Origin of the sequence: Methanobrevibacter sp., assembly GCF_017409525.1 — an archaeon.
Taxonomy (GTDB): domain Archaea; phylum Methanobacteriota; class Methanobacteria; order Methanobacteriales; family Methanobacteriaceae; genus Methanocatella.
This window is the reverse complement of the sequence record NZ_JAFQSO010000012.1, coordinates 190525-207727: the sequence shown is the minus strand read 5'-3', so window position 1 is coordinate 207727 and position 17203 is coordinate 190525. Positions and strand designations below refer to the sequence as shown.

Sequence of the window (17203 nt, the reverse complement as noted above, 5' to 3'; positions counted from 1 at the left end):
TATATTGGTTTAATTTTTTATTACTTTTTTATTTTGTAATACTTTTATAAAATTTAGATTGGGGATATCTGGAGCATAGGTTTTATTTTTTAATGGCTTTTATTTGTTTTTAAAAAATAATACTTAAAAAATTTGATTAAATAATTTTCATTTTTTTCAATCATTTTTTTAAAATGTTCAAAAAGTATTATTTTTCATCAATTTTTTCATATGTTAGTAATAATCAATATTTATATAGTTATTACTTTAAACTTTCTAATGATATAATTAAAGTGTAATTATATCGAAATTTTAGGAGATTTGTTAATGAAAAAACATAGTGTTGTAATAGTGATGTTATTAATATTGGCACTAAGTTTAGTAACTGCTGTTTCAGCTAGTGAAGATATTGCTGGTCAAACAGAGGACTCTTCAGCAGTAATTTCCGATAGTCAGCTTGGAGTTGCAGACGACGCATCCCATGACAATGTCGGAACTTCAATTTCAGTTTATTCAGCAAATTCAGCTGTTGATGATAAATTGCAAGGTGATAGTAACTATCAACTTGGTTATAATGTGACAATGGCTGCTGATAAAAAACTAAACTTCAAATCTGCAGATGATGTTTTAGTAATCACAACCGCAGGTTTAACAAGGATTAATAACGTTACCACTGAAAATGTTTTGAATGGAATATTAGATGCAGCTGATGGATATGTTTCTCTAGGTAAAGGAAACCTTTTGACTTTATCCGCAATAAGAACTGATCCAACCAATATTGCATTCATCGTTAAGAACGGTGACAAGCTCACTATGGCATTTTATAAAAACGGTGAAACTACTCCTCTGTATTATGGTAATGCAGGCCCAGAATTATCTGCAAAAGAATGGAAAAAATTACAACAGCTGTTAGGAAATGATGATGCATACTCATACATCAGTATTGCAAATTCATGGGCTAACGGAATTTCAAAAGATATTCTGATGCAAGCGACCTATCACGGACATGTCTGTACAGGACTTATCAGCGGACAAGCCATGATACAAACCTTATTAAAATATTATCCACCTCGTGGGGAATCAGGTTTACCTCTTGAAAACACTGCATATTATGTAATAGGAGTTCCTGGTGACTCTGATGATGATGCATTTACTTGGACAATGGATATCACTCCAGGTAAAAGGGCGTACATTGGTGTAGATACAATGGTTGATAAATCCATGACTGGATTTATCAGATGGAATAGTACCTCAAATACCGGTTTAATTGTCATAATGAGCTATGACGAAGCAAAAATCAAAGAAACTTTCAAATCAAAGACTGGTTTAAATCCAGATGCAAGTGCAACAAATGATTTAAAATACCAAAACTGGTTAATAAAAACATTACAAGACAATCCAACTTCCCTTGTAGATGTCTTATATGAATTAGATGGTCTCAGTGAAGATGACCTTTATTACATAATGGGTCAGGAAGTAGGTAAAGGTAATGTCATAAAAAGTGCTCACGGTTTAGATATGGATTATATACTTAACTTGAGCCTTAAAAAAGCAACCCGTGAAGAACAAGATGCAAAACAAGTTACCCAATTAACTCCTGAACAATTCAAACAGATTGGAGTCGATGCTAGTAACATGGCATTAGATTACTTCAAATCACAAGGTGTTGTTGTTGAAAAAGATAGTCCTAATTTATTTGCATTGACTTCCGCAAGTTATGTAAGGGTTAACGGAACCAGCAGTGAAATGGTTTTAGATGGAATCACTGAAGTATTAGGTTCCAGATTAAGTAAAAAAACTTTATTACCTGTACACGCTTCATTATGGAAAGATTTAGTATTTGATTTCTATTGGATTAACAGTACAAACAACAAAGATACTTTATCCTACAGTTTAGCATATGATGTTTCTACTGGTAAATTAATCGAAACTGGAAATACAACTGGAACCGCTAATTACGTTATTCAAAACGTATTGGCATATGACCCTCCTTATGATGTCTTAGTTGCATGGTTATTCCACAACCATGTTTGCGGAGGAAGTTCTCCTGGTTATTTAATCACTGACTTTATTTACGATGAACTTCCAATAACAAATGAAAATGAATCATACATTTACATTACCACTGACGACAATTGTAAGGACGATATTATTTCAAGACTCTTAGGTGTATCTCCAGGTATGGAAAACTACTATAACTTAAGATATAACTTAACCTACACTAACGGTACTAATGTGGGTATTGCTATTAAATGGAATTCAGCAACAAACACTGGTGAAGCAATGATTGTTTATTGCGAATGGCCTAGTTTTGCTAAAGGTTCCAATTCCTATGAAGAATATATCAGATTATATAAAGGAGACACTTCTTCTCCAAACATCGTTAAAATGCCAGTTCTCAAAGCAACCGCTAAAAAAGAAATAGACAGCGACATGCTTAGTCAGATTGTTGCGGGAGCTACAGAAACTGAACAAGGAAATTCAATAGCATATATAATGAGTTTAGATGATAAACTTCCAGAAAGACCTGCTCAAAGTACAGACAATACTCAAAGCCAAGATGACTCTGAAAACACTAACTCTGATGTAGTAGTGGATGGAGGCTCTTCATCTAACTCTCAAAATGGTGGTTCAAGCACATCTGGTAGAAGTGCAGTTGGTAGATCTTCAAGTGCTTTAGCTAGAGCTACTAGTGCAGCTAGTGCAGCTAGTGCTGATTCATCAGACAGTCCTTCTGACGATGATTCAAGTGACAGTGATGCATATGAAATCAGCGAAAAACCAGCCGCAAAATCTGCAGATAATGCAATTTTAGTTGCAATTGCAGCTGTTTGTATTTTAGGTGCTATCTTAGGTTACGGATATTTAAAACGTAAAGACTAGATATTTCACATCTGTGAAATATTTTTTTTTATTTTTTTTTATTTTATTGGAGGGATAAAAATCAATAATAAAGTTTTATTTTGTTTGGTAATTTTAGTTACTGTTGCGATGTCCATATCTTGCATTGCAGCGCATCCAGGACATGGGAACTATTATCCTGATGAAGTTACAAACCCTTCAAGCGGTTCTGACTCCCCAAGTCCATCCCAATCAGGTTTCGGTGGCGGTTCTTCTTCAAGCCCATCAGGAAGCTCAGGGTCTAATGGTGGCGGATCTTCTTCAAGTTCGTCTGGCGGAGGTTCTAGTGGTGGAAGTTCTGATTCTTCAGGTTCTCAGTCTTCATCACAATCCAGTGGAAATGGTGGAGATAGTGGGGTTAGTGAAGTCGTTTTGAGCAATGGTTCAACAAATGCATCTGATAATAATACTAATGTTTCTGCGAATAATGACGATTCATTTTTTAATATAACAACTGTAATTATTCTTATATTAGCATTTATAATTGGTTTTGGATTAATCGTGTTTTTACGTAAGATAAAGGTGATTTAATGCATTTGCCGGATGGTATAATTCCAATAGAACAATCTATAGTGTATTGGTGTATTTCAATAGTCATTATTGCAATATTCTTATATAAATTTTCTAGAAATGAAGACAAGGAAAAAACAATAGTGTCAATTGCGCTGTTTTCAGTATTTTTCGTTGTCGTGACCTCTTTATCCATTCCTTCTCCTTTAGGCGTTCCGATTCATTTCTTTTTAATTCCATTGGTGGCCATTCTTTTAGGTCCCTTCAATGGGTCAATAGTGTCATTTTTTGGATTACTGGTTCAGGCATTAGCATTGAATATGGGCGGAATTGTTTGCTTTGGAGCTAATTTTTTAGTCATTGGTGTCATTGTTGCATTCGTGACTTATGGATTTTATTGTTTATTGGAGGATATTAATGATAAGATGGCAATATTTTTTGCGACAGTCATTGGAATTATATTTGCGACATTTGGTCAAGTTTTTATTTTAATATTGTCAGGGGCTATGAATTTCAATAGCCTTTTAGCAACTTTGGTTCCATTTTATCTGTTTATAGGAATTATTGAGGGTTTTGCAAACATCATTATAATTTATTCAATTCAAAAAATAAAACCCGAAATAATGGAATTAAGCAAAATGTAGGTGTTTATATGGTGAAGAAATTTTTAATTATGTTTATCGTACTTTTGTTTGCTGTTCAGGGGCTATATGCTCATGGAGTTGATGTCACTGCAGACATGATGGTTATTGCAAACAATGACAATGGCGTGTTGGTTAAAGAAATTGCCGATGCAAATGATATCAACATCAGTGTTTACAAGTTCACTTCCGATGATGAGGTTGCTCATCAGCTTGAACACATGTTGAACAATTCAAACAAAAGGATTCTTGTCACAGCTTATCAGGATACTGCTCATAAGTTTTTAGATAATCATTCTGAGGTATCAGATAGGTTAATAATTATCGATGATGTAAATAATGATACCCTTAAGGATGGGTTGATTAAGATTAGTAATGTTAATGTAAATTCTGATGGGGATTCCAGTTTTATTACTCCTTTGATTTCAGGATTAATAATTGGAGTAATTATTGGGGTCGGTATTGGAGTTTTAATTAAATCGAAAAAATAAAAAGGAAAATGTTATATTAATCGATGTTGAATATAATATTGATGTTTTATTATATACACATCGATTTTTAAAAATTTAAATACTTTATTAGAGTAATACTTAATTGTAATTAATTAAATTTAATTTGATTATGGAGAAATTAATATGGATATGATGAGTGTTTTATGGCAAGTTGGTATTTTTGCATCAGTTCTTGTTTTCGGTATAAAGATAGGGCTTGCATCAGGTTTGGCTAATTTGCCTAAAAAATTATTTGCAATAATTTGTATCTCATATGGAGGAGGAGTAATTCTAATATCCGCTATTGCTTCATTGTTTGCAGAACAATTGGTTCAAGCTATTTATAGTTATAATACAATCTTTTATATTATAATGGCATCTATCATGATTGTTGCAGGTTTATTCACAATTAGGGAATGGAAAATACATGATAAGAACACATCTAAGGCAACTTCTATAGCGATTATAGCTCCTTGTCCTTGTTGTTTCGGATCCATTATTGCAAGCGTTCTGGTTGTTGCACCAACAATTGGTGTCAGTTCACTTAATTTGAGTTGGTATGCTGCAGCGGCTTTGGTTGGTGTAATGATTGTTACTTATCTAGCATCAAATGTAATTATTAGATTTATTAAAAAACCATATCCTGTTGTTTTAGGTAATTTCATGCTTTTGCTTGGTGCATATTTCCTGATTTCATCAATTGTGATTCCAAATATCGCCAGTGTTTTAGCAAAAGACTTAACTCCTATTACCATTGGTTCTCCTCAAGATTTACTGATGATAATTTTAGCATTTGCTATATTGTTGGTCGGTGGCGTGATTATAAATAGAAGAAGCGGTATTTTAAGTTAATTAGGTGAAAAATATGGTTTTAAATGTTACTGGTGGAGAATTTTTAACAGGCTCTCTGGATGTAATCTCACAAAGTTTGACAATTCCCGTACTTGTAATTTTACTTGTAATTGTTGTAATAACTATTATTTCATTAGGTGGGATAATTTCAGAGTACACTTCTAGACGCAAAGTCCCTGTTGGAACTATAAGGGATTTGATTTATGAGATTAATTCAGCTGAATCCCAAGAAAAATTAAAAAGCGTAATTTCCTCAGCTAATATTCCGAAAGCTCAAAAGAAGGTTTTAACTGAAATTGCATCCTCAGAAAATTTAGGTGACAGTTCAAGAGAGGCATTGGCTCGTAAATTGTTTGAGCATGAAGAAGAGAAAACTGAATCTGCATTGCAAAAAACAGATATCATTACCCGTATCGGGCCGACATTAGGTTTGATGGGTACCTTAATACCTATGGGTCCAGGACTTGCGGCTTTGGGTGCTGGAGATATTAACACTCTTGCAAATTCATTAACTGTTGCATTCAACACCACAATTGTAGGTATTGGTTCCGGTGCATTGTGTTATGTTATTGGAAAAATAAGATCCGGATGGTATGACAGATATTTATCAGATTTGGATGCTTTGATTGATGCAGTTCTTGATTATATGGGTAAATAGTGATTTTATGGTAAGAAAAGGCGGTAGACGTAGGTCTAAACGAGTTGAAGAAGATCCTATGGCAGGTACGGCTAACCTTGTAGATGCGATGCTTGTTATTGCTGTTGGCTTTTTGGTTTTTGTTATAATTAGCTGGAACATGCAAGCAATGATTGACCCTGATAGTTCTATTCAAGAACAGATGCAACATCAAGTGACCGAAGTAGATCAAGGTCAGCAATTAAATGAAACACCTGATACTTCAAATAGCTCCGGTCAGGGCTATACTGAAATGGGTAAAGTCTATCAGGACCCTGCTACGGGTAAGCTGATTATGGTGGAAGGTTAATCCTTTCACATCAAAACTTTTTTTAACTATTTTTTTTAAAAATAATAAATAATCCTTATATGTTTTAAGGGACAAATATAATAATAATTTTTGAGTAATATTTTTTTGGTGATGTTAATGAAGAGCGGTCATTTCTTTAGGGTAATAATTCTGAATTTTGTATCTTCATTAATAATTGCTATCGTTACCTGCGATATATTATATTCCTTTCATCTTTATGGGGGAATGTATTTAGGTAACCTGTTTGGATTGTATTTCTTAGTTGTTTATGGCGTTAATAACCTTATTGAGGCTAGGGAGATTCCAAACAATTTTTCAAGATTCATTGTTGTCATGGCTTATATACTGTTATTTGATGCTGTATTCCTCTTCATTATTCCATTATTGTTCGGTCCAAATGCATTTCCTGCAACTGAATACCTCTCAATGAATTATAATGGCGCTCCATTTGAGATAGTTTTAAGCAAAGAATTTTATTTAGCACTCTTTGCTATAGTGATGTTGATATTCAATTTCTTGATATATAGACGTTATAAACATGTTGAATAGGGGTTTAGATGAATTATTCCGAATTTTTCAAATCAATGTTCATGACATTTGCAGGGTCAATTGCAATAACAATAATGTTTTGGTTTTTCTTGGCCATTTCACAAATTGATTATATTCAATATTTGGGAGCTCTATTAGGAATGTATGTCTTTGCAGCATTCGGCGTGAATCGCGTGGTTGATGATAATATAGTTCCGAACAACTATCTGAGATTCATTTTGGCCATTCTATGCATTGTTGTTTTCTCTGTTGCATTTCTCTATATAATGCCTATGGTGTTTGGAGCGAATGTGTTTCCGGATCCTCTCAGTTTGAATTTTGGGAATTTCAATCTGGTGTTGGACAATAATGTGATATTGACTATTTTCGGATTGATAGTTCTGATTGCAAACTACTTTGACTACAAATAATTTCAACCGATTATTTTATAAAGTTGTTTGATTAAATTAATACTTACGAATTTTTAATGGTGTTTAGTTATATGGAATTCTGTCCTGATTGCGGTAAAATGTTAATGCCTAAAAATGGCAAGATTAAATGTAGATGCGGCTATGAAAAATCATTGAGTAATGAAGATATTGAGGATCAATATCATATGGAAGGAGAAACTAATCCTGAAGCAAAGGTTATTGTGACCGATAGGAATAATGTGGCTCTTCCAACTACAAAAATAACCTGCTATAAATGTGGCGGAACAAAGGGGTACTGGTGGACAGTGCAAACAAGGTCTGCCGATGAGGCTCCAACTAATTTTATAAGATGCGCAAAATGCGGGAATACCTGGAGAAGCTCTAATTAGAGATAATGGATTATATGGCAAGTATAAAATATTTTGTTGAAAACTATGAAAATAACTTATATGATTTAAAATAAAATATTAATTAATGAAAAATCTTGAAAAAACATTGAAATCTGTGAGTGAAAATCCCAAATATATTTTTAAGCTAACCATTCAGGGAATCATGGTGGGCATATTTGCAGGATTGATGGTTTGTCTTTACAGATTTTTACTTTATGGTTCAGAGCATGTTTTACGAGATTATTTGACTATTATTCATGACAATATATTTTATGTTATTCTATTTTTCATTGCCTTGACTATCATGGGTCTTTTAGTGGATTGGCTGACTAGATGGGAAGTCGATTCTGCAGGAAGCGGCATTCCCCAAGTTTATGCTGAGGTAAAAGGCCATATGGAAGCTAATTGGGCGAAGGTATTGTTCTCTAAAATCGTTTCGGGTGTGCTAACTGCATTAGGTGGCCTATCACTTGGTCCTGAAGGTCCATCAGTCCAAATCGGCGGTATGGCTGGAAAAGGCATTGCCAAACTATTTAAAGGTTCTAAAACTGATGAATTGAGATTGATACTGGTAGGTTCTGCTGTGGGTATTACGGCAGCATTCAATGCACCTCTTGCAGGTGTGATATTCGTTTTTGAAGAGATTAATCATGGATTTGACAAGACTTTGGTTTTTATCGCATTGGTATCGGCCATTGTATCTGATTTCATATCCAAAGTTATTTTTGGACAGTCAACTGCATTGACATTTCCAGTTTTAAACATTCCTCTTGAATGCTATTGGATTTTAATCGTTTTAGGTCTGATAATTGGTATTTTGGGCTATATTTACAACATCGGAATGATAAAGTCCAGCGATTTTGTTTCCAACTTGAAAATCCCATCATGGCTTAAATTCGTATTGGTGTTTTTGGTGTCAGGCGTCATAGCATTGACAATACCTGAAATAAGCGATGGGGGACACTTTATGATGGACATGTTGAATGTAGGCATTCCATCCCTTGGTGTCTTAATATTCTTGTTATTGTTGAAATATCTGTTTTCAATGTTTTCATTCTCATCTGGAGCTCCAGGAGGAATATTTTTGCCAATCCTGGTATTGGGAGCATATATCGGGGCAGTGTTCGGGTCCATTGTTGTTCCTGCATTCGGTTGGCAGGAAGCCTTAATATATAAGTTTGTCATTATCTCCATGGCAGGATTTTTCGCAGCTACAGTACGTTCGCCGATTACGGGTGTGGTGCTTCTAGCTGAGATGTGCGGTTCAACAGAATCCCTTGTTGCAATGATTATCGTTTCGCTGATAGCCTATGTGGTTCCAACACTTTTAGGAAACGAGCCAATTTATGAATCATTATATGGTAGGTTATTGCTAAACAAAAACAGGGAATATGTCAAAAAGCCATCAAAACATGTGCTATCAGAATATGTTGTTCCGCTGGACTGTGATTACATCAACTTTAAAATTAAAGATATTCCTTTCCCTAAAAATGCAATTGTGGTTTCTATAATTCGCAATGGAAAATATATAATTCCTACTGAGGACTTTAACATTCAATATAGTGACCAGATTAATATATTGACGGATGTTAATGACTATCCGTATGTACGTGAAGAGATTGAAAGGTTATTCGGTGGTTAAATGAGTATTATTTTCAAAAGGCATAGTGTTCGCAGGTTTACAGATGAAAAAGTTAGTGATGAATTGATTAACAATCTATTGAGGGCAGGCATGCAGGCTCCATCAGCTTGTAATGCGCAGCCATGGGAGTTCATTGTCGTATCAAAAGATGAGGACAAATTGGCCATTTCCAAGATGCACAGATTCGCAGGTCCCGCTGCAAAAGCGTCTCATCTGATTATAACATTGGGAAATCTAAATGAATCTAAAGTTCATGGAATGATTGAACAGGATTTAGGAGCATGCAATGAAAATATCCTCCTTCAAGCAACTCATGAAGGGCTTGGAGCTGTATGGTTGGGTTTTCATCCTATTGAAGATAGGACATTTAAATTAAAGGAGTATTTGGAAATTCCTGATTATTGCATTCCATTTTCAGTTATTTGCGTTGGCTATCCTGCTCATGAAAGTGAGGTAAAAAGCAGATATGATGAATCCAAAGTTCATTTCGACAGATTTTAATTGATAATTCCTAATGGTTGTCTAAAAATAATATAACTTTTTATATTGAGTTGAACATAACTACTAATATCTAATTTTTTTAAAGTGGAATTGAGAAATATGATTAGCAAGCAGTTAAGGGAATTTGAACTTTTAAATACTACTACTGAAAGTATCTATGAGTTAAACGGTTTGAGAGTTCTTATAATTTTGAAAAACGGATCTAACTTAACTAGCTGGCGTGAAGTTGAGAATAAAGAAGATATTATTTATATAAGCGAAGATTTGTTCGGTGAAACTAATCTGGCTGAGCGATATGCTGGTTTGACAAATTTAAAGGCAGTCATTGCTTCAGGTTTTGGCAAGATTGATGATTTGCATGGGCTTTTTTCAGGATGCGAATCATTGATGGACATCTCCTCTTTGGAATCGTGGGACGTATCAAACGTGTATGACATGAGTGACATGTTTTGCGGATGCAGTTCCCTTGAAGACATATCTGCCTTGGCTAACTGGAAGGTTAATAATCTAAGAAACATGTCTTGCATGTTCTTGTATTGTTCTTCACTGGAGGATTTGTCTGCCCTGACCAATTGGGATGTAAGCAACGTAGAAGATATGCATTATATTTTTTCAGATTGCAGTTCCATTAGAGATATTTCTCCTCTTGCTAATTGGAATGTAGGCAATGTGAGGGACATGGGTTGCATATTTGATTTTTGTTTGTCTTTGGAAAATATTTCCGCTCTGGCAAATTGGGATTTGTCAAGCGTGTTTAATATAACCGCAATGTTTCGCTGTTGCGTTTCTCTAAAAAATATTTCCGCTTTATCAAAATGGGATCTGACTAACATGACCAGCAATTCCAGTCTTTTATCTTTATTTAATAACTGCACATCCCTAAAGGATATTTCTGCATTGAAATCTTGGGACGTTTCAGGAATCTCAAAGATGGACGGATTATTTGAAGGATGCAGTTCACTAAAAGATGTTTCCGCCTTGAAGTCTTGGGATGTGTCAAATGTAATCGCTATGAAAGATTTATTTAGCGGTTGCGAATCATTGGAAAATATTTCTTCCTTAAGCTCATGGGACGTATCTAAGGTGGGCGACATGGCCTCAGCATTCAATGGCTGTGGTAAGCTGGAGGATATTTCTGCTCTTGAGAGCTGGGATGTCTCTAATGTTGGCGATATCAGTTTGATGTTTAGCGGATGCGAATCTTTAGCTGATTTAAATTCTTTAAAATCATGGAATGCATCTAACATGACATCTGCAAACGATTTATTCAATGGTTGCAGTGCTTTAAGTGACATTACTGCTTTAGCATCTTGGGATATTTCAAGTTTATCTTCATTAGAAGGAGTTTTTCAGGGATGCGAATCATTAGAGGACCTTTCCGCTTTAGCAAATTGGGATGTGTCCCGGATTGTCTCTGCAGAAAAGCTATTTGCCGGCTGTAAAGCTTTAAATGATGTGTCACATTTAAAAAAATGGAATGTGTCTGGCTTGGAAAATATAAATGAAATGTTTAAGGACTGCAAAGAGCTTGTTAATTTAAACAGTCTTGATTATTGGATTTTCAAGCGCATCAAGTTCGCTTATAATGTTTTTGAAAATTGCGATAATTTAAGATTTTATCCTAAATGGTATGGGGAAGATGGATTCAATGAAAGCAATGTTTATCTAAAAGAATTCAGTAGCCTTAACAGGACCACTGGAAATTTATTTGATCTAGGTGAGTTGGAGGTTCTCATTATCTTAAAGGACGGTACAAACCTGACAAGTTGGAGTGATGTTAGAAACAGGTCTGATATCATTTATGTTAATGAAAATCTGTCTGGAAAAACCGATTTGAGTGAGAGATACGCTGGATTAACTTCCCTTAAGGCGATATACGCTTTCGGTGCAAATAAAGTGGAGAAGATGAATGGAACGTTTTCAGGCTGTGAATCTTTAGTTGACATATCTTTTTTGAAATCTTGGGATGTGTCCAATGTGTCTAAAATGAAGTTCACTTTCCACAAATGCAGGTCTCTTAAGAATCTCTCTCCATTGTCATTTTGGGACGTGTCTAATGTGGATGATATGGCAGGAATGTTTCTGGAATGCAGGTCCCTTTTTGAAATTTCCTCCTTGAACAATTGGAATGTCTCTAATGTAAGGTCCATGAGGGCAATGTTCTGGAATTGCAGCTCTTTGATAAGCACTCCAGTGCCGAACTGGAACGTTTCCAATCTGGAGAATATGGCAACAATGTTTTTCGGATGCGTTTCTCTGGAAAATATTTCATTTTTAAATCCGTGGAAGGTCTCCAACGTTAAGGATATGAAGGACATATTTTATGGTTGCACTTCCTTGAAAAAATATCCAAAATGGTATAAGAAAAAATAATGATTAGCATTTTTTCATGCTTTGAGTTACTCATCTTTTTTTTAAATTCATTTAGACAGTTTTATATAATAATAAATATAAACTTTAAATCATTAACTTAAAAGTTATAAGTTAGAATTTAATATGAGGTTAAACTATGGTAAGTGTAAACATAGAAGCTAAAAAAACCGTAGATGTAATGATTGAAAAAGCAGATGAATTGAACATCGCTGTAGAAACTTTAGGAAATGGTGCTACTGTTTTAGATTGTGGTGTAAATGTAGATGGAAGCTTTAAAGCAGGAGAACTTTATACTAAAGTTTGTCTTGGTGGACTTGCTGATGTAGGAATTTCAATTCCTGGAGACTTATCTGAAAAATTCGCACTTCCTTCAGTAAAAATTAAAACTGACTCACCTTCCATTTCAACATTAGGTTCTCAAAAAGCAGGCTGGTCTGTATCTGTAGGAGATTTCTTTGCATTAGGTTCAGGACCTGCTAGAGCAATTGCTTTAAAGCCAGCAGAAACCTATGAAGAAATCGGTTATGAAGATAGTGAAGCTGATTTGGCAATCTTAACTTTGGAAGCTGATGTATTGCCTGGTGAAGATGTCGCTCAATATATTGCTGATGAATGTAAAGTTGACGTTAAAAATGTATACTTGCTTGTAGCTCCTACTTCTTCCCTTGTCGGATCCATCCAAATTTCCGGAAGAGTTGTTGAAAACGGAACCTACAAAATGTTGGAAGCTATTAAATTCGACGTAACCAAAGTAAAACATGCTGCCGGAATCGCTCCAATTGCACCGGTTGACCCAGATGGACTTAAAGCTATGGGTAAAACCAATGATGCTGTTTTATTCGGTGGAAGAACTTATTACTATGTTGAATCTGATGAAAACGATGATGTTGCTGATGTAGCAGCCAAATTACCATCTTCCGCTGCTGACGGATATGGTAAACCATTCTTTGATGTATTTAAAGAAGCCGAATTTGACTTCTATAAAATCGATAAAGGAATGTTTGCTCCTGCAGAAGTAGTAATCAACGATTTAACCACTGGTAAAATTTATAAGGAAGGATTCGTAAACGCAGATTTACTTAAAAAATCCTTTGGCGTAGATGAATAGATTTTCATCTATCATTTCTTCTTTTTTTTTAAAATTAAATTTCATTCAATTTTTTTTAACAAACCTTTTAAATAATAACAACCATATCTAATATTATTGGAGATGTATATTATGACTGATTTAAAAGGTACAAAAACTGAAGCAAACTTACAAGCAGCTTTTGCTGGTGAGTCTCAAGCACATACAAAATACCAATATTTTGCTGCTAAAGCAAAAGAAGAAGGATATGTTCAAATCCATGACATATTCATGGAAACTTCTAAAAACGAAAGGGAACATGCTAAAATCTGGTTTAAATTGTTGCATGATGAAGAAATTCCAGATACAATAGCTAACCTTAATGCTGCAGCTGACGGCGAAAATGAAGAATGGACTTCAATGTACAAAGAATTCGCTGAAACTGCTAAAGAAGAAGGTTTCCCAATGATTGCTTTCTTATTTGAAAAAGTAGGTGCAATAGAAAAAGAACACGAAGAAAGATACAGAACCTTACTAGCTAATGTCGAAGCTGACAAGGTATTTAACAAAGAAGCAGACATTGAATGGAAATGTGAAAACTGCGGATTTGTTTTCTCAGGACCTAACGCACCTGAAAAATGTCCTGTATGCGGACTTCCAAAAGCACACTTTGAAGAAAGAGCACAAAATTATAAATAATTTTACTCTTTTTCATTCCTTTTTTTTTAATTCCTAGTTACCAAACTTTCACCAAATGTTTATATACTCAATTAATTTAAATCATAATTTAGAGGTTGATTTAAATGACAGATTTAAAAGGCTCAAAAACTGAACAAAACTTGATGGCTGCACTTGCAGGCGAATCTCAAGCACGTGTAAAATATGAATTTTATGCATCTCAAGCTAAAAAAGATGGTTATGTGGAAATAAAAGACATTTTCCAGGAATCATCTGACAATGAAAAGGAGCATGCTAAAATTTGGTTTAAATTATTGCACGATGGGAAAGTACCTGACACTGAAACCAATCTTGCAGATGCTGCTGCAGGCGAACATGAAGAATGGACTTCCATGTACAAAGAATTTGCTGAAGTTGCACGTGAAGAAGGATTCGATGACATAGCAGAACTATTCGATGCAGCCGGCGCTACTGAAAAAGCACACGAAGACAGATACAATGCATTATCCGCTAAAATTAAAGCAGGTAAAGTATTTAAGAAAGATGAGGAAATTGCATGGAAATGCAATAACTGTGGATACATCCATTATGGAACCGATGCTCCTGAAGTATGTCCGTTATGCGATCACCCACAAGCCCACTTTAGAAAAAAGGATGAAAGTTATATCTAATTTTTTTTTCATTTTCTTTTCTTTTTTTGATAATTTATATTAATATCATCTTACTAACATATCAGTAAGGGATATTATGATTGAAAATAATATTTGTTTATTAACCGATAGTTACAAGGTAACTCATCACTATTTCTATCCAAAGGGCACAGAAAAAATCTATTCGTATCTTGAAAGCAGAGTGGGTGCCGAATTTAATAAAACTATTTTTTATGGACTTCAATATATTATCAAAAAGTACCTGGAAGGCCAAGTCGTCAGTCAGGAGAAAATTGATGAGGCAGATAAGATAATCTCATCTCACATTGGCGAAGGCATATTCAACAAGGAAGGATGGGAGTATATTTTAGACAAACACTGTGGTAAGCTTCCAATCGAAATTAAGGCAGTGGCTGAAGGGACTCCTGTTGATGTAAGCAATGCGTTGATGACTGTTGAAAATACTGACAAGAAATCATATTGGCTTCCAAATTACCTTGAACCATTGCTTTTGCAGGTCTGGTATCCGTCAACTGTTGCAACTCTTTCCGCTGAAGTTAGAAAACTCGCAAATTTCTATCTGGAGGTGACAGGCTCCAGCAAGGATAACCTGGATTTCATGTTGCATGATTTTGGATATAGGGGAGCATCTTCAACAGAATCCGCAATGCTGTCCGGTTCGGCGCATTTGCTTAGTTTTTCAGGAACTGACACAATTCCTTCCCTTTCAATACCTGAAAACTACTATAATGACTCTCAATTATATGGTTTTTCTGTCCAGGCTACAGAACATAGCGTAATGACTTCATTGGGTCCTGACGGGGAACTATCCCAAATTCTAAATGTCATCGAAAAGGCCAAAGATGGAGTGCTGTCTTTGGTTATTGATTCATACAACTACAGGAATTTCTTGCAAGAGGCTGGAAAATCAGGAAGCGAGTTGAATGAAGCTATTTTGAATTTCTTGGATGGAGAGACAAATAAGGTTGTATTCAGGCCAGATAGTGGAGATCCGGTATCAACAACAATTGATTGTCTGAATTTACTATCTGATGGTTTTGGATCCCATTTAACTTCAAAAGGATATAATGTATTTGACTTGAATATTGGTCTTTTATGGGGTGACGGTCTTAATTATCAAAAGATAAGGGATATCCTATTTGCGATGAAATCAAATGGCTGGGCCGCTGAAAATATTATATTCGGTATGGGTGGAGGCCTCCACACCGCAGTAAATCGTGATACTCAAAGAAATGCATTTAAATGTTCCGCCCAACTGAGGGATGGAAAATGGCATGATATATTTAAAAACCCTCTTGATTCAAGCAAAAAATCAAAAACTGGCAGATTTAAATTAATTAATCAAAATAATTCATTTAAAACAGTTTCGATTGATGATGAAGGTGAAGATTGTCTACAAACTGTATTTAGGGATGGTGAATTGTTAATTGATGATGATTTTGCAAATATTAAAAGAAGGGCTTTAGTTTATTCAAATTATTTATGATGTGATAAAATGTGCACTGCAAGCAATTATATAACAGATGGCCATTATTTTGGCCGTAATTTTGACTATGAGATTTCATACAACGAAAGGGTAACAATTACTCCAAGAAATTATAAGTTTGACTTTAGAAAAATAGATTCCATCGAATCCCACTATGCCATAATCGGAATAGCGGCAGGCATTGATTCATATCCTTTATACTATGACGCATGCAATGAAAAGGGATTGGCTATTGCAGGGTTAAATTTTGCAGGAAATGCTGTTTACAAGGAATTTGAGGAAGGAATGGTCAATGTGACTCCCTTTGAGTTCATACCGTATTTGCTTGGAAAGGCAGCAAATGTGGCTGAGGCACGCGAACTTATCTCAGAGATTAATCTTGTGGACATCAACTTCGCTGATGAGCTTCCGTTATCTCCTCTTCATTGGATGATATCTGATGAGAATGAATCGATTGTGGTTGAACCTCTTGAAGATGGTTTGAAAGTCTATGATAATCCTGTCGGCGTTTTAACAAACAACCCTCCATTCGATAAGCAGCTATTTTATTTAAACAACTATAGAAATCTATCAAATAAGAACCCTGAAAATACATTTGGAGGAGATATAGATTTGGATGAGTATTCAAGGGGAATGGGAGGTATAGGCCTTCCTGGTGATTTGTCTTCTGCTTCAAGATTTGCAAAGGTCGCCTTTACCCGTGCAAATTCATATTCCGGAGATGATGAGGCAAGCAGTGTCAGCCAATTTTTCCATATTCTAGGCTCTGTTGAACAGCAAAACGGATGCACATTCATTTCAGATCCTAACTTATATGAATATACAATCTACACTTCCTGTTACAACACCAATAAGGCAGTGTTATATTACAGGACTTATAATAACTCTCAGATTACTGCAGTTAGCTTAAATAATGAGAATTTGGATTCTGCTGACTTGATTAACTATTTATTAATTAATGAAGAACAGGTTAACTTCATTAATTAACTTATCTTTTTTTGTATTTTTTCAAACATTATTTATATTATAAAAATTAGAAATAACAATATTCTATACAATTTAACCAAAAACATGTGTT

General features: G+C 34.8%; 18 protein-coding genes. All 18 read left to right on the top strand.

What is annotated here, in order from left to right:
* Positions 1 to 306 precede the first annotated feature (306 nt).
* The 18 genes from IJE64_RS06785 (at position 307) to bsh (ending at position 17112) form a co-directional block, all read left to right on the top strand.
* Positions 307 to 2862 carry an FmdE family protein gene (locus tag IJE64_RS06785; protein ID WP_292783861.1) on the top strand — a complete coding sequence of 852 codons (2556 nt, stop codon included), beginning with the start codon at positions 307 to 309 and terminating at the stop codon, positions 2860 to 2862.
* Positions 2863 to 2946: 84 nt separating this feature from the next.
* Complete coding sequence (locus tag IJE64_RS06780) at positions 2947 to 3411, top strand: hypothetical protein (RefSeq protein ID WP_292783859.1); 465 nt, start codon at positions 2947 to 2949, stop codon at positions 3409 to 3411.
* Positions 3411 to 4034, top strand: a complete 624-nt coding sequence (locus IJE64_RS06775) for an energy-coupling factor ABC transporter permease (protein ID WP_292783857.1) — start codon at positions 3411 to 3413, stop codon at positions 4032 to 4034. The genes IJE64_RS06780 and IJE64_RS06775 overlap by 1 nt, the downstream gene beginning before the upstream one ends.
* Positions 4035 to 4042: 8 nt before the next feature.
* Positions 4043 to 4522, top strand: a complete 480-nt coding sequence (locus IJE64_RS06770; protein WP_292783854.1) for a hypothetical protein — start codon at positions 4043 to 4045, stop codon at positions 4520 to 4522.
* 144 nt (positions 4523 to 4666) lie between these two features.
* The gene (locus tag IJE64_RS06765; protein WP_292783851.1) at positions 4667 to 5374 is read left to right on the top strand and encodes a DUF2162 domain-containing protein; all 708 of its coding nucleotides are present in this window, start codon (positions 4667 to 4669) and stop codon (positions 5372 to 5374) included.
* A gap of 13 nt (positions 5375 to 5387) precedes the next feature.
* The gene (locus tag IJE64_RS06760; protein WP_292783848.1) at positions 5388 to 6032 is read left to right on the top strand and encodes a MotA/TolQ/ExbB proton channel family protein; all 645 of its coding nucleotides are present in this window, start codon (positions 5388 to 5390) and stop codon (positions 6030 to 6032) included.
* 7 nt (positions 6033 to 6039) lie between these two features.
* The gene (locus tag IJE64_RS06755) at positions 6040 to 6360 is read left to right on the top strand and encodes a DUF2149 domain-containing protein (RefSeq protein WP_292783844.1); all 321 of its coding nucleotides are present in this window, start codon (positions 6040 to 6042) and stop codon (positions 6358 to 6360) included.
* A gap of 117 nt (positions 6361 to 6477) precedes the next feature.
* Positions 6478 to 6909, top strand: a complete 432-nt coding sequence (locus IJE64_RS06750) for a hypothetical protein (protein WP_292783840.1) — start codon at positions 6478 to 6480, stop codon at positions 6907 to 6909.
* Between the two features lie 8 nt (positions 6910 to 6917).
* The gene (locus IJE64_RS06745) at positions 6918 to 7319 is read left to right on the top strand and encodes a hypothetical protein (RefSeq protein ID WP_292783837.1); all 402 of its coding nucleotides are present in this window, start codon (positions 6918 to 6920) and stop codon (positions 7317 to 7319) included.
* Between the two features lie 71 nt (positions 7320 to 7390).
* The gene (locus IJE64_RS06740) at positions 7391 to 7708 is read left to right on the top strand and encodes a transcription factor S (RefSeq protein ID WP_292783834.1); all 318 of its coding nucleotides are present in this window, start codon (positions 7391 to 7393) and stop codon (positions 7706 to 7708) included.
* Positions 7709 to 7793: 85 nt separating this feature from the next.
* Positions 7794 to 9350, top strand: coding sequence for a ClC family H(+)/Cl(-) exchange transporter (locus tag IJE64_RS06735; protein WP_292783831.1), 1557 nt, complete (start codon positions 7794 to 7796; stop codon positions 9348 to 9350).
* Complete coding sequence (locus IJE64_RS06730) at positions 9351 to 9851, top strand: nitroreductase family protein (RefSeq protein ID WP_292783828.1); 501 nt, start codon at positions 9351 to 9353, stop codon at positions 9849 to 9851.
* Positions 9852 to 9950: 99 nt separating this feature from the next.
* Positions 9951 to 12224 (top strand): BspA family leucine-rich repeat surface protein, encoded by a 2274-nt coding sequence (locus IJE64_RS06725; protein ID WP_292783825.1) that lies wholly within the window; start codon positions 9951 to 9953, stop codon positions 12222 to 12224.
* A gap of 136 nt (positions 12225 to 12360) precedes the next feature.
* Positions 12361 to 13332, top strand: a complete 972-nt coding sequence (gene mch / locus IJE64_RS06720; protein WP_292783823.1) for a methenyltetrahydromethanopterin cyclohydrolase — start codon at positions 12361 to 12363, stop codon at positions 13330 to 13332.
* Positions 13333 to 13443: 111 nt separating this feature from the next.
* On the top strand, positions 13444 to 13989 hold the full coding sequence (gene rbr / locus IJE64_RS06715; RefSeq protein WP_292783820.1) for a rubrerythrin: 546 nt from the start codon (positions 13444 to 13446) through the stop codon (positions 13987 to 13989).
* Positions 13990 to 14093: 104 nt separating this feature from the next.
* Positions 14094 to 14639, top strand: a complete 546-nt coding sequence (gene rbr / locus IJE64_RS06710) for a rubrerythrin (protein WP_292783818.1) — start codon at positions 14094 to 14096, stop codon at positions 14637 to 14639.
* 76 nt (positions 14640 to 14715) lie between these two features.
* Positions 14716 to 16125: a nicotinate phosphoribosyltransferase gene (locus IJE64_RS06705; RefSeq protein ID WP_292783815.1), complete on the top strand. Its 1410-nt coding sequence runs from the start codon at positions 14716 to 14718 to the stop codon at positions 16123 to 16125.
* 9 nt (positions 16126 to 16134) lie between these two features.
* A complete protein-coding gene (bsh, locus tag IJE64_RS06700) occupies positions 16135 to 17112 on the top strand; it encodes a choloylglycine hydrolase (RefSeq protein ID WP_292783812.1) in 978 nt (325 codons plus the stop codon).
* Positions 17113 to 17203: the final 91 nt, after the last annotated feature.

Coding starts and splice junctions, on each gene's coding strand:
- rbr (WP_292783818.1), top strand. CDS start 14,094: ATGACAGATTTAAAAGGCTCAAAAACTGAACAAAACTTGATGGCTGCA.
- IJE64_RS06725 (WP_292783825.1), top strand. CDS start 9,951: ATGATTAGCAAGCAGTTAAGGGAATTTGAACTTTTAAATACTACTACT.
- bsh (WP_292783812.1), top strand. CDS start 16,135: ATGTGCACTGCAAGCAATTATATAACAGATGGCCATTATTTTGGCCGT.
- IJE64_RS06785 (WP_292783861.1), top strand. CDS start 307: ATGAAAAAACATAGTGTTGTAATAGTGATGTTATTAATATTGGCACTA.
- IJE64_RS06745 (WP_292783837.1), top strand. CDS start 6,918: ATGAATTATTCCGAATTTTTCAAATCAATGTTCATGACATTTGCAGGG.
- IJE64_RS06750 (WP_292783840.1), top strand. CDS start 6,478: ATGAAGAGCGGTCATTTCTTTAGGGTAATAATTCTGAATTTTGTATCT.
- IJE64_RS06730 (WP_292783828.1), top strand. CDS start 9,351: ATGAGTATTATTTTCAAAAGGCATAGTGTTCGCAGGTTTACAGATGAA.
- IJE64_RS06765 (WP_292783851.1), top strand. CDS start 4,667: ATGGATATGATGAGTGTTTTATGGCAAGTTGGTATTTTTGCATCAGTT.
- mch (WP_292783823.1), top strand. CDS start 12,361: ATGGTAAGTGTAAACATAGAAGCTAAAAAAACCGTAGATGTAATGATT.
- IJE64_RS06740 (WP_292783834.1), top strand. CDS start 7,391: ATGGAATTCTGTCCTGATTGCGGTAAAATGTTAATGCCTAAAAATGGC.
- IJE64_RS06755 (WP_292783844.1), top strand. CDS start 6,040: ATGGTAAGAAAAGGCGGTAGACGTAGGTCTAAACGAGTTGAAGAAGAT.
- rbr (WP_292783820.1), top strand. CDS start 13,444: ATGACTGATTTAAAAGGTACAAAAACTGAAGCAAACTTACAAGCAGCT.
- IJE64_RS06735 (WP_292783831.1), top strand. CDS start 7,794: ATGAAAAATCTTGAAAAAACATTGAAATCTGTGAGTGAAAATCCCAAA.
- IJE64_RS06760 (WP_292783848.1), top strand. CDS start 5,388: ATGGTTTTAAATGTTACTGGTGGAGAATTTTTAACAGGCTCTCTGGAT.
- IJE64_RS06775 (WP_292783857.1), top strand. CDS start 3,411: ATGCATTTGCCGGATGGTATAATTCCAATAGAACAATCTATAGTGTAT.
- IJE64_RS06705 (WP_292783815.1), top strand. CDS start 14,716: ATGATTGAAAATAATATTTGTTTATTAACCGATAGTTACAAGGTAACT.
- IJE64_RS06770 (WP_292783854.1), top strand. CDS start 4,043: ATGGTGAAGAAATTTTTAATTATGTTTATCGTACTTTTGTTTGCTGTT.